Source organism: Arenibacter nanhaiticus (genome assembly GCF_900141935.1).
Taxonomy (GTDB): domain Bacteria; phylum Bacteroidota; class Bacteroidia; order Flavobacteriales; family Flavobacteriaceae; genus Arenibacter; species Arenibacter nanhaiticus.
On sequence record NZ_FQYX01000038.1, the window covers coordinates 19352 to 33688 of the forward strand.

General features: G+C 38.9%; 7 protein-coding genes. All 7 read left to right on the top strand.

Going from position 1 to position 14337, the window contains the following annotated elements:
* Positions 1-25 precede the first annotated feature (25 nt).
* A complete protein-coding gene (locus BUA16_RS16300; protein ID WP_072765804.1) occupies positions 26-3526 on the top strand; it encodes a TonB-dependent receptor in 3501 nt (1166 codons plus the stop codon).
* Positions 3527-3636: 110 nt separating this feature from the next.
* Positions 3637-5055 (top strand): RagB/SusD family nutrient uptake outer membrane protein, encoded by a 1419-nt coding sequence (locus BUA16_RS16305; protein WP_072765805.1) that lies wholly within the window; start codon positions 3637-3639, stop codon positions 5053-5055.
* Between the two features lie 31 nt (positions 5056-5086).
* On the top strand, positions 5087-6118 hold the full coding sequence (locus BUA16_RS16310) for a TlpA family protein disulfide reductase (protein ID WP_072765806.1): 1032 nt from the start codon (positions 5087-5089) through the stop codon (positions 6116-6118).
* 212 nt (positions 6119-6330) lie between these two features.
* Positions 6331-9117, top strand: a complete 2787-nt coding sequence (locus BUA16_RS16315) for a M16 family metallopeptidase (RefSeq protein ID WP_072765807.1) — start codon at positions 6331-6333, stop codon at positions 9115-9117.
* A 137-nt stretch (positions 9118-9254) separates the two neighbouring features.
* Entirely contained in the window at positions 9255-11267 is a 2013-nt protein-coding gene (locus BUA16_RS16320) for a protein-disulfide reductase DsbD family protein (RefSeq protein ID WP_245795586.1), read from the top strand.
* Positions 11268-11283: 16 nt separating this feature from the next.
* A complete protein-coding gene (locus BUA16_RS16325) occupies positions 11284-12789 on the top strand; it encodes an aminotransferase class V-fold PLP-dependent enzyme (protein ID WP_072765811.1) in 1506 nt (501 codons plus the stop codon).
* Positions 12790-13510: 721 nt separating this feature from the next.
* On the top strand, positions 13511-14050 hold the full coding sequence (locus BUA16_RS16330; protein ID WP_072765808.1) for a YqhA family protein: 540 nt from the start codon (positions 13511-13513) through the stop codon (positions 14048-14050).
* Positions 14051-14337: the final 287 nt, after the last annotated feature.

A 14337-nucleotide genomic window follows, 5' to 3' on the forward strand; every position in this document is an offset into this window, starting at 1 on the left:
ACACCAATTAAATCCAAGTAAATTTATGAAAAAACTTCGAATCAAGAATGGGCTATGGCGCATTCTAAACCAGTCTCAACTAAAGATGAAATTAACCCTTTTGTTTTTGTTTCTCAGTTTGTTCCAAATAAGTGCTTCTAACACCTATGGTCAGAACAATAGAGTTTCTATTTATGTTAGCGAAGTACCGCTAATACAAGTCTTTCAAATGATTGAACATCAAACTGACTATCGTTTTTTTTATAACAGCAAAGATTTGGATGTTAGAAAAAAATTGGTGTTTAATATAGAAGACAAGCAGTTGACGGAAGTGTTGGAACAACTTTTTAGAAATAGCGATATTTCTTATCAGATTTTCGGGAACCAAATTGTATTAAAAAAGGAAGTGGCCCCTACGAGAGATGTAACGGTTAATCTTGCCCAACAGCAAACACCATTAACGGGTAATGTTTCCGATAAATTTGGGACCCCTTTAGCCGGAGTAACTGTATTGGTAGAAGGTACCAATCATGGAGTAGTAACCAATTTTGATGGAGAATTTAAGATTTCACTGAAAGAATCAGAGAAGGTTTTGGTGTTTTCTTATTTGGGGTACAGACCTTATCGTATCGTAGTTGGCGAACAAACCAATTTAAATATTATCATGGAGGAAGATTTCAGCCAATTAGAGGAGGTCGTTTTAATTGGGTACGGTCAACAAAAGCGTGAGGCTGTTTCCGGAGCTGTTTCTTCTATTAAAACTAAAGATATAGTACAAGCTTCTGTTGGTTCAATAGGATTCGACCGAAGTTTAGGAGGATTGGTTAAAGGAGTGCAAGTGTCACAAAATACAGGTCGTCCAGGAGCGCCGGTACGATTAAATATTAGAGGGGTTACCTCTCCGTTATCTTCAGGGGGACTTAACCAGCCTTTATTTGTTATAGATGGCGTGCCATTTAATTTAGATGCCTTAAAAGGCGCTAACCCGTTGTTGACAATCAATCCAGCCGATATTGAGAGCTTTGATGTTCTTAAAGATGCAGCCGCTACCTCAATTTATGGATCTAGAGGTGCTAATGGAGTTATTCTCATTAAAACCAAAAGAGGTAAAAAAGGGCAAGCACCATCGGTGAATATGTCCTATACTACTACAATAGCCAAACCAATTAATACGGTGAATGTGCTAGATGCCAATCAATATCGAAATTATTACGATATGATGATTGGTAACAGTGTAAATGCAATGAATGCCGGTCAATTAGATCCGTTTTTCTCCTTCGATTTAGCAAATATTGGAAAGGTCGCTTTAGACTGGAGTACTTTTATGGTTAATTATGATGGTCTGAGGGACGATTATTTTGGAGATGCTAATACGAATTGGAATAAAGAAGTGTTTAGAAGTGCCGCAGTGACCAAACAGGCAAATATAAGCCTGAACGGTGGTAGCGAGAAAACCAACTATGCCTTTAGTCTTTCGTATACTGACCAAGAAGGACTGACTCTTAAAGATGGATTGGAGCAATATACAATGGCAATGTCTTTAGATACAGATGTTAGCGACTTTATAAAAGTAGGAGGATCTATCAACTTAGGACATACAGAAGCTACTTCTGGGGAGGATGATCTTTTTGGACAATATACCATTAATACCTCTATCGCAAGGGCGCGACCAGATTTACCGGTACGGGATGAAAATGGAAAACTTCTAGGACAGTCTGATTATACCTATGGTGCTTTTGAAACAATAGAGCCTAATCCTCTAATGCGTTTGCAGAATAAGACCAACAACAAAACCTATAATTTTATAGGGAATTCATATGTGGAAGTAAAGCCTGTTAAGGATTTGACGTTAAAAGCAGATGTGAATGCTGCTGTGTTTTACACGGACAACAGTTCTTTTGTGCCAAAAGTAACCCAAACAGATTTTCAGTTCTTCCCTAATGATTCATTTTTGAGCGAAACTAATGGTTTGGTCTCTAATGTAACCACCAATCTGACCGCTAAATACGACCTAAGTGTTGCAAATCATGATTTTAATCTTTTAGTAGGTGCTGCCTGGGATCGAACAAATTATAACAACAAAAGCCATTTTTACGCAGGTTTCCCTGATGATGATATCTTAATCAATGCTTCTTCGGCAGAAACAGTGTTGTCTTATACGGGCAATAGATTGGAAACAGGCTTAAATTCTTTGTTTTCTCGTTTGACTTATGGGTATAAAAACAGGTATAACGCAACGGTAAACTTTAGAACGGATACTTCCTCTAAATTTGGACCAGGAAATAAAAGGGCTTATTTTCCCTCCTTGTCCGCTAGTTGGAATATCGCTAATGAAAACTTCCTGACTGATGTAGAAAAAGTAAATACCTTGAAATTTAGAGCAAGTATAGGTAGGGTAGGATCTACTAATGTATCCGATTTTGCTTATTTGCAATTTTTCCAGACCAATTCCAGTGATGTCTACAATGGTAGTTCTGCTGTGATTCCTAATAATAATTTCCCTAATACAGAGATTGGATGGGAAACTACGGAAGAGATCAATGTAGGATTGGATTTTGCATTTTTCAACTCCCGATTAAGAGGTGGGGTAGACGTGTACAACAGAAAAACGACCGATGCGTTGGTGAGCACTCCGTTACCTTTAGAATTAGGACCTAATAGCTACTTCGCTAACTTTATCGATGTCTCTAACAGAGGGGTAGAAGTAAGTTTGGGCGGTGATATTGTAAGAGGTAACGATTTTACATGGAGCACTAATGTAAACTGGTCTGTAAACCGAAACAAATTGGATAAGCTTAAGGGAGCAAATATTAATCCTTTCCAATTAGACTATTATGTAGAAGGAGAACCTGTAGGTACAATTAAAGGATATAAAGTAGTGAAGATTTTTCAAACTCAAGATAAGGTTGATGCCTTAAATGCGAATGCACCAGATGGTTTTTACGATCAGTTTTCTACAAGTGTAGGAGATTTTATGTATGAAGATGTGAATGGGGACGGAGAGATCACTGCGGACGACCGAACTATAATTGGTGATATTCAGCCCGATTTTTTTGGAGGTATTTCTAATACCTTTACCTATAAGAACTTAAGTTTAAAGGCCTTAATGCAGTACTCTGTAGGTGCTGAAACCATCTGGAATTCTATTCCAATGAGTACTTTTAACACCTTGGGTGAAAACAAGTACAGCGAATATGCTTTAAATACATGGACTCCTGAAAATACGGATGCACGTTATGCAAGAGCACTTTATTTTGATCCGTCACAAAGTGGTAGAATTTCAGACAGATACCTGTTTGATACTTCTTATTTAAGATTGAAAAGTGTTCAGTTAACCTATGATTTTGATAAAAATCTTATGGATAAATTTGGTTTGGATGGGGCTAGAATAACCTTGTCGGGTACTAATTTAGTTACTTGGACCAAATGGCCTGGAATAGATCCTGAAACTTTTTCTGAAAGAGGAGGGATTATAGATCAGGTAAGTAATGAAGATCCTTATCCTTTGGCCAAGGCTTTTTCATTAGGTGTTCAAATTCAATTCTAAAAAGGGGATTTTTTCCAAATAGATGCAATACCCATTTACCATTTTTTAATGAACCGAAATGTTAAAGGGGTATTCCATCGAACCGATAACAAACAAAAATTATAAAATCGATGATAACATATAAAAACATACTTAAAACAACGGCCTGCCTTACTTTGGTACTGGGGATGGGCAGTTGTAGCATAGACGATATAAAGCCTAATAATCAATTAACCCAAGAGAATACCATCAGGGACGAAGCTTCTGCCCAACAGGTACTTAATGGGGTTTATGATCTAGGAAGGGAATTTGACCTCGCCTTTTTTCCGTTGCATTTAGCTGCCTATGGTAATGAAGGAATGATTACGGGAGGATTGTCCGGAGGACAAGGGTTCAATACCAATGAAGTACCTGTAGAAAATAGGTATTTGACCAATGTGTATAACGGACATTACAAAATTATCAATGCTGCTAATTTCTTGATTCAAGAAGTCGAGGCAGGAATGGCCGTAGGGATTTCAGAAGAAAGTAAGATGAGTATCCTTTCCCAAGCAAAATTTCAAAGAGCCTTTTCATATTTTAACTTGTTGCGTTATTTCGGCCAGTTTTACGATTTAGATTCTTCTTATGGCGTAGTAGTAAGGACGGAATTTTCTTCTGAATTAAATGCTCAGCCTAGGAGTTCTGTTCAAGAGGTGTACAATCTTATTATAGAAGACCTAGAATTTGGTGCAGCCAACGGCCCTATGTTTGTTGAGCATTTCTATACTGGTAGTTTAGCGTCTAAAGCCTTATTGGCTAAGGTTAAATTATATGTTGGAGATTATGCCGGCTCCGCGGTATTGGCAAATGAAGTAATTAATAACGGTGAGGGCTATGCCTTGGAATTCCAATATGGAGATATCTTTAACAACAGCTTTTATTCATCAGAAGTAATATTTGCTCCCTTTTCTGGTCCGGGTTCTGAAGGAGGCAGTAAAATGGATCAGATCAACAGAACTACGTTTAGTGAAACCTTACGTTCCTTGGCCGATGCCCAAGTTGGCTTAGCCAATGATGGCGATTTAACAGGTACTGGGGCTGCTTATGATCCTCGTTTTAGCTTTGCCTATTCAGATGCAACCAAAGGAGTTAACGCTCAAGGGAAATATCCTTTTGGAAGCACAGTAGGCTCACAGAACAACACCTTGTACCACCTAAGACTGGCAGAGGTTTATTTGATTCATGCCGAAGCAGAAGCAAGACGTCAGGGAGGCGACCTTGATGCGGCATTGGCTAGCCTAAATGCCCTGAGAGATCGTGCCGGAGTGACCCCGATAGTATTGGCCGACAAGGCTAGCTTATTAGAGGATATCCGTCAGGAGAAATTGTTGGAATTGTTTTTCGAAAATGGAGAGTCCTGGTTTGATGTGGTGCGTTATGATGTGTTGGGAGACCTAACGGCTTCTTCGGTAAAAGCAACGCTTACCTCAGGAAATAAATTCGTTTTGCCCATCCCTTCACAAGTTTTGATTGGAAACAAAGCTGTAAACCAGAATCCTGGATACTAATATTAGTTTAATAAAATTATAAATAAACATCATGAAAAATTTATTTATCCTTGGACTAATGGCACTTTTAGTGTCATGCAAACAGGAACAACCACCAAAAGATTACGCCGTAATCCATGGAACCATAGAAAATCCAAAAGAAGGATTAAAATTAAGACTGTACAATCCGGAGACTTCTGAGTCAATGTCCATAAAAGTTGATGAAAATGGTCAATTCCGTGATACTTTAAAATTAGAATTACCAGTTACTTACACTTCGGTTTACGGAGAGGTTTTTAACCTCTACCTAAAAAATGACATGGATGTAGAAATTAACTTCGACGCCGATAAAATCTCGGAGAGCATCGTTTACAAAGGAAAGGGTAAAGCCGAAAACGACTTTTTGAAATCTAAATCCAAGCAGGTGTTAAATCTTTTTGGAAAAGATTACAAAATATATTTAGGATTGAATCAGGCCGATTTCGAGGCTAGGACCAATGCCTTTGTAAATAAAATATACAGTCAGTTAGAGGAGCAACAAGCTGTTTTGGGAGCCGACTTTGTAGATGCAGAAAAAAAGAAAATTGACGCTTTTAAAAAGGACATGACTGTTCAACATGTAGAGCAGTTAAAGATAAATGAAGAATTGGCACAAGGAAAGCCTTCACCAGATTTTCAGGATTATTTAAACTATGACGGCGGTACCACCTCTTTAAAAGATTTAAAGGGGAGTTATGTGTATATTGATGTATGGGCTACTTGGTGTGTTCCATGTGTCTATGAAATTCCCTTCTTAAAAGAAGTAGAAAAAGAATTTCATGGTAAAAACATAAAATTCGTGAGTATCTCTGTAGATCGTAAGGCCGATGAGAAAAAATGGCGCGACATGATTAAGGAGAAGGAATTGGGAGGTGTACAGTTGTTGGCAGATAATGAAACATCGTCAAAATTCATGACCGATTATTATATTTACGGAATCCCTCGTTTTATCTTATTAGATCCTGATGGGAATATTGTGAGTTACGATGCGCCAAGGCCTTCAATGCCAGAATTGAAAGACCTAATATCGTCTTTAGATATTTAATGTTTTTTATTTGAGTTAGTGATGTTAAGATCAGGGATGTAATGTTCCTGGTTTTTTCTTCTTTACCTTTACCGAGGACTATCTTAAAGTAGTTTTTAAGTAGCTGTTCGAAGCATATTTCATAACGTATACCAATACATGTAGGAATTGTTCGAGCGCCATAGATTTGATAGAAATTTTATTACCCCATATATTAATTAAAGTATCAGAAAATGAGTAAAAAATCTCCATTCAGGTGGCTGCTTTTAGCAGTAGCCTTTTTATCGATCCAACAGTATGCCGTTGGTCAAAAAATCGATTCCAAATTCTCCAAAATAAAGGAGATGGGAGGCATTCAGGAATACACATATTTGCCTAATGGTATGCAAATATTATTGCTGCAGGACAATGCAGCCCCTGTTGTAACTGTGCAAATGGTATATAGGGTGGGGTCTAAGCACGAGGTGACCGGAAATACAGGATCTACCCATTTATTGGAACATTTGATGTTTAAGGGTACCAAGAAATTCAACAAAGAAAGCGGTACTTCTATCGATAGTAAATTAACGGCCATCGGAGCGCAGATGAATGCGACTACTTGGAACGATAGAACCAACTATTATGAGACCATCCCTAGTGATAAAATAGAACTTGCCTTAGATATAGAATCGGACAGGATGAGAAATGCTTTTCTTTTAAAAGAAGATAAGGAAGCCGAGATGACCGTGGTAAGAAACGAATTTGAAAGGGGAGAAAACAACCCTAATGCAGTTTTAGGAAAAGAAATATGGTCTACGGCCTATATGGCACACCCATATCACCATTCTACTATAGGATGGCGTTCGGATATTGAAAAAATGCCTATTGAAGTCTTAAGAAATTTCTACGATACCTATTACTGGCCAGACAATGCTACCCTTACCATTATTGGTGATTTTGAAAAAAAGAGTCTTTTTAAATTGATTGACAAATATTTTGGCCCTATTTCCAAGGCACCACATAAGATGCCACAACCGTACACAGAAGAACCACAGCAGTACGGTCCAAGAAGGGTCGTTATCAAAAAACCTGGGCAACAAGGGGTACTTTCGGTAGCTTACAAAATTCCGGGAACATTACATGAGGATATGCCTGCCCTGACCGTTTTGGGAGAAATCTTGGGATCGGGAACCTCTTCTGTATTTAACCGTTCTTTTGTGGATACAGGAATTGCTTTTTATGGCTATAGCAGTGTGTCCAATTTTCAGGACGTAGGGCTTTTTACAACAGCCCTTGGATTCTCTGCCGAAAAAGACCACGAAGCGGTAAACAAGCAGTTGTTGCAAGTTTTAGATAGCGTAAAAACCAATGGCGTTCAACAAAAAGATGTAGATAGGATTATCGCTAAATTAAACGCGGAAACCGTGTTGTACCGCGATGGCTCTGGAAGTATCGCCAGTGAACTTACCGAAACAATAGCTGCAGGCGATTGGACAGAATTTGTTACAGCGAGTGATAAATTAGCGAAAGTAACCGCTGCCGATGTAAATAGGGTAGCCAAAAAATATTTGGTAGAAGACCAAAGTACTACAGGATATTTTATTCCGATCGCACCAGGTGCTAGTGAAACTGCTGAAGAAGCCCCAGCAAATTTTTGGGAGCCAGGGAACCAAAAACAATATTACAGATATCCGCAAGGAGAGAAAACGGCGGTATTACCATCGAAGGCAGTTGGTGAAGATGTTTATTTGGCCCTTCCCAAAACCAAAGGAGATGAGAAAGTAGCCCGTAAAACCGTTGCAGGAATAGATGTAATCAGTAAAAAAACTGGCGCCAAAGATTTCGTTACCGTAGCGGCAAGCTTTCCTATTGGAAGTTATTTGGATCCTAACAATAACGAAATGATACCTTCTTTGACAACACAATTGTTGAAAAAAGGAACACTTAAAAACGATAAGTTTCAATTCTCTCAAAAATTAGAGAAATTGGGTGTCGATATAAATGTTTCTGCCGGAGCTTATAATGTAAGTATTAGTTTTAAGTGTCTTACGAAAGATGTTGAGACCGTTATTGATCTTTTGGCAGAAGAGTTAAGATATCCTTTATTCGATGCTAAAGAATTTGAGCTTATCAAACAACAGAATATTGGTGGAATGAAGCGAGGGTTGACAGATCCGGGTACCATGGGAAGAATTGCCATGTTACAGAACCTGTACCCTAAAGATCACCCAAATTATACTTTTGATATTGAAAAAACGATAAAAGATATTGAAAATGCTAGCTTGGAAGATGTAAAAGCATTCCATAAAAGGTATTTTGGACCCAAAGCGATGCATTTAGTAGCAATCGGGGATGTTGAAACCAAGCCCCTGTATGCTGCTTTGACAAAGGCATTCAAAGGATGGACCGGTGGTGAAGAGCAAGAGTTACCTACGATTAAAGTAGAAGCTTCCATGGCAAAAACAACCGTAGTTACTATTCCTGAAAAACCTAGTGCAGAAATGTTTATTGCGCAATATACAGGTATCAAAAGATCGGATAAGGACTTCCTTCCTTTCTTTATCGGAAACCATATTTTTGGTGGAGGATTCTCAGGTAGACTGATGCGTACAGTAAGGGACGAAGATGGTCTTACCTATTCTATTGGTGCCGGACATACGGGACATACTTATACAGGTGGACATTGGTTGATCAACGCTTCTTTTAATCCAGAACTTTTCCAAACAGGATTGGATGCCACCATGGCACAATTGAAACTTTGGGTTAAAGACGGCGTTACACAGAGTGAGCTAGAGGCTAAAAAGTCGAACCTTACAGGTAGTTTTAAAGTTGGAATGGCCACAACTGCTGGCTTGGCAGGAACTATCTTGAGTTTTGTTGAAAGAGGCTTAGAGCCCGATTATATTTATCAGTACCCCAAAGATGTAGAAGCAGTTACGTTAGAAGAAGTAAATGCAGCGATCAAAAAATATATCGATTTGGATAAGCTGATTATTATAAAATCTGGTTCCTTGGATGAAAATGGAACGCCATTAAAATAAAAAAATCCTTACTTTTTGTACTATTGTAGAAAAATCCATGCCTTCTTAAAATTAGGTTCCCTAAGTTTGGGAAGGCTTTGGAAAGGAAAGCCCATAGGAACTAAAAAGAATAGTTCTATTTAAATAATTAATCGAAAATGAAAATTAAACATTTATTTTTTTTAGGACTCTTTTTTATCCAGCTGACTGCAGTTGCCCAGATTTTAAATCCAGTAGCATGGACTACTTCCGTTAAAAAGATATCCGACACTGAGTACATGCTAAATGCTACGGCAGCCATAGAGGGTGGTTGGCATTTATATTCCCAAAATGTACCCGAGAACGGTCCTATTCCAACAGCTTTTACCTTTGTTTCCAATGATGGTTTTGAATTATTGGGTGAGGTTCAAGAAGAAGAAGGACATACCATTAATGACCCTGTTTTTGAGATGGTCATTAAGTTTTTTGAAAATAAAGCTACCTTTTCCCAAAAGATAAAACTTTTAAACAAGGATCTTGAGGGTATTAGTGGAGAAGTAGAGTTTATGGTCTGTGACGACAAAAGTTGTTTGCCGCCTTCTTATGTAGATCTAAATTTTAAGTTGAAGGAAGCTACTCAAGTAGCAGCACCAAGTGAAACAAATATCAGTCCGGTGAGCGAGGAGTACGAAAAATCACCACAAGAGGCCATTACGGATGAAAAGCCAACCTCTGTCAATGTAGGAGGGGCAAAAAGCAAAGGCTTTATCGCGATATTTTTTATCGCCTTTCTTTCTGGCTTTGCCGCCTTGTTAACACCCTGTGTGTTTCCAATGATCCCCATGACGGTAAGCTTCTTTACCAAGCAGAGTAAAACAAAGGCCAAAGGAATAAAAAACGCCATTATTTATGGTGTTTGTATCATTGTTATATACGTATTACTAGGAACTGCGGTAACCGCAATTTTTGGGGCAGATTCTTTAAATGCCCTAGCGACCAATGTATGGTTCAATATCATTTTCTTTTTATTGTTGATTGTTTTTGCACTTTCTTTTTTAGGTGCTTTCGAAATTATGCTACCTAACAAATGGGCGAATAAAGTTGACAGACAAGCCGATAGGGGCGGACTCGTAGGTATCTTCTTTATGGCCCTGGCATTGGCCATTGTATCTTTTTCATGTACCGGGCCAATAGTAGGAACCTTATTGGTAGAAGCTGCCTCTAAGGGAGGTATTGCACCAATTATAGGAATGCTAGGGTTCTCCTTGGCTATTGCTTTGCCTTTTGCCTTGTTTGCCGCCTTCCCAGGCTGGTTGAATTCCTTGCCAAAATCTGGTGGCTGGTTAAATACGGTCAAAGTAGTCCTAGGGTTTTTAGAACTGGCGTTGGCCTTTAAATTCTTATCCCAAGCCGATCTGGTACTGCAATTACATTTTTTAGAACGCGAGGTATTTATAGCTATTTGGATAGCTATTTTTGGTACCCTGGCCTTTTACCTGTTCGGGAAAATACAGTTGCCACACGATTCTCCGTTGACCCATATATCTGTGGGCAGGTTAAGTATGGGGTTGATTGTACTGACCTTTACCGTGTATATGATTCCTGGACTTTGGGGAGCACCATTAAATGTTATTAGTGCCTTTCCTCCTCCATTAGACTATGCAGAATCTCCTTATGGTGTCGGTAATACAAAATCGGTGGGCGGCGTAAGTACTGCGCACCAAGACTTGCCCGAAGGAGCCCATTTATTGGCCCCACACGATATTTTAGCCTTTAACGATTACGATATGGGACTTGCCTATGCCAAAAAAGTAGGCAAACCGGTGATGCTCGATTTTACTGGTTGGGCCTGTGTGAATTGCCGAAAAATGGAGCAAAACGTATGGCCAGATAACCGAGTGTTAAGCATCTTAAAAAATGAGGTGGTCTTAATTTCTCTGTATGTCGATGACAAAAGACCATTAGAGGGCGAAGAAGTGGTAGCGTCCCAACTAAGGCCTGGTAAGAAACTAAAATATATTGGCCAGAAATGGAGCGAATTCCAAACCATAAGATATAAAGCCAATACACAGCCATTTTACGTATTAATGGATCACGAGGAAGAAAACTTGCTAGATCCGGTGGGCTATACCCCGAACGTAGAAAACTATCTCGCTTGGTTGAAGGATGGCCTTTCAAAATTTGATAAATAAAATTATTACAAGAAAAATGTATCAAGAAGCCAACAATATTATGGTATTAGAATCGAGAATCTTGGAAAATCACTTTCAACAGTTCAGACCCAATATTATAGGTGGTTCCCATAGTTTTGAGTCCATAAACGGGAAGCAGGAATTGCTCTATGCCGATTGGATCGCCAGCGGAAGATTATACGCGCCCATAGAAAATATAATGTGCACTAAAATAGGGCCAATGGTCGCTAATACGCATTCCTTTTCCAGTGAAACGGGGAAGGCGTCTACTTATGCCTATAAACATGCACGGAGCCTTATAAAAAAACATGTTAATGCCAATGAAAACGATGTTTTGGTTACCTGCGGCACGGGAATGACTGGTGTCCTTGCCCGTTTACAGCGTATTATGGGACTTCGTTGGCCCGATGCGGTAAAGGCTAAAATTTCCTTACCGGAAAATGAAAGACCGGTGGTGTTTATTACCCATATGGAACATCACTCCAATCATGTGCCTTGGATGGAAACCATAGCGGATGTGGTGATATTGCCCTCCGATGAAAATCTTTTGGTAGCTCCAGAGCAGTTGAAAAAGGAACTGCTTAAGTATAAGGATCGCAGCCTAAAAATAGGGTCTTTTACCGCTTGTTCCAATGTTACCGGGATTATTACACCATACCAGGAACTCGCCAAAATTATGCACCAACACGGAGGGGTTTGTTTAGTAGATTTTGCGGCCTCGGCTCCTTATGTTAAAATAGATATGCATCCTGCCGATCCCGAAGCGCAACTAGATGCCATATTTTTCTCTCCCCATAAATTCTTGGGCGGACCGGGGACTTGTGGCGTATTGGTCTTTAACCAAGAGCTGTATAATACTCAAGTCCCCGATGTACCTGGGGGAGGTAATGTAAAATGGACCAACCCTTGGGGCGGATTTGCCTATAGTGACGATATTGAAACAAAGGAAGATGGAGGCACGCCAGGTTTTTTACAGGTAATGCGTACCGCACTTTGCATCGAGCTAAAGGAAAAAATGGATGTGGATAAAATAAGGGAGCGCGAAGAGCAACTTTTGAACGATTGTTTTACTCGGCTCCTAGATATTCCAGGATTGTATATTTTGGGATGTAAGGACCAAAAACGAATCGGTTGTGTGTCTTTCGGAATCCAAAATATCCATTACAATTTAATTGTAAGGCTGTTAAACGATCGTTTTGGGATTCAGGTTCGTGGCGGATGGTCTTGTGCCAGTACTTACGGACATCATTTGTTCAGTATCAATGAAGATGATTCTAAAACAATGACAAAGGGTATATACGAGCAGAATTTAACCGAAAAACCAGGATGGGTTCGTATTTCTTTGCATCCTGTCATGACCGACGAAGAGGTTAAAAGGATCTGTGATGCCATAAAATTAGTAGCAGAAAATATAGATGAATGGAGTAAGCCTTATACTTATAACTGTGTAAACAACGAATATGAGTATTCAGAAGGCGATGATCAGATCATCGGTCAAGTAAAGGAATGGTTCACTTTATAAAATTACTACTGGGGAAGGCTTTATGCCTTCCCCGTTTTTACATCCCTAACCCCGTATATAATTTTAGGGCAACAACTACATTAATTAGTGATTGGGAATCAGAGCAATCCCCAGTGATACCAAACAGGCCACCATATAATATGGGGTTGGTTGCGGCTCTTGTTAACCAATATACTGCGATAACCCAGTAAATTCCACGGCAGTCTCCCGTGTTTTTAGTGCTACAGACTATAAAAAAGAGCTAGGCTAAAAGTACTTTCCAAAACAAATCCTATCTGGGTTTATCATAAGGCTAGCAGGCCAAATGAAATCTGCTAAAACCACATAAAACTCAAAAAATGCACAAAATCAACAAAATGTGTTTTTTATGGGGTTGTTTGAATGTTTCAAAATACACATTGACCTGTTTTCATAAGATATTGAACCACATCAATAAGTATCAAGGTGGGTTGGCGTCATACCTTTGTCCCATAATTAAAAAATCTTGAGTTGAATACTAGGATTTTAAAGCTTAGCAATCCGGCACATGCTCTTTATGGAGGTGTTATTGAGACTAGTTTTGGTAGTTAAAACTATAAAGGGACTTTGATCTCTTACGCTATAAAAAACATAGGATTCCTTTTAATTGAAGTATAAGCAGCCATCAGTGCAGTAGCTTATCTGAGGGTTGATGGTTGTAGTAATCAATAGATGCTCAAAAAAATAATACAAAAATTTAATTATTAAAACACCGTTTTACGCTTTTCGTTTCATCAGTTGGATTGCGATATTATTTTCTTTAATAGGTTCTTTACTTCTCTTTGCAGTAGGAGCCTTAAAAACGCTAAATGCCTTCCGGGCATTCTTTTTGGGGTATATTCCAAAGGACAAGGAACATTTGCACTCAGTAGATGTCGGGATTACTTACCTTATTAAATCCTTGGGAACCTTTTTAATTGCGTTGGTACTGTTTATTTTTGCCCATGGGGTGTATACCCTATTTATTTCCAATGCCCCAAGCAGTCTTAACAAAGGAGTCCTCCGCTGGATCCAAACCCCTAATATCGGCCACTTAAAAAAAATTTTGGGAGAGGTTATCGTTATCATATTATTTGTAAAATTTCTTGAAGTGGTTTTCCTAAATATTGATGATTTAAAATGGGAACTATTATTTTTTCCTATTTTTATTATCTTGATGGCGTTGGGGTTAAAGATATTAAAGCTGAACAAAATAGAAGGGGAAAGCAAAAAAGGTTACACTGGATATACTGGAGCATGCTGACCCCTCTAAAGCCCAACCTATAGGTAACTGCCGTTCTGGCGGATGCTGACCCCTCTTCGAAAAATAAGATAGCTGGATTTTCACATTATTCTGGAGCATGTTGACCCCTTTGGATGATTTATTCTGGAGCATGCTGACCCCCTAGCTATTTTCTTTCTGGTTTTGGTTTATTTGATGGATACCATCAAATAAGATAACTAATGGCCGGAAAAACAAAACCAATGAGTCAAGTAAAACAAATACTTCGCCTGCACTGCCAAGGGAAAGGCTTTAAAACCATTGCCAGG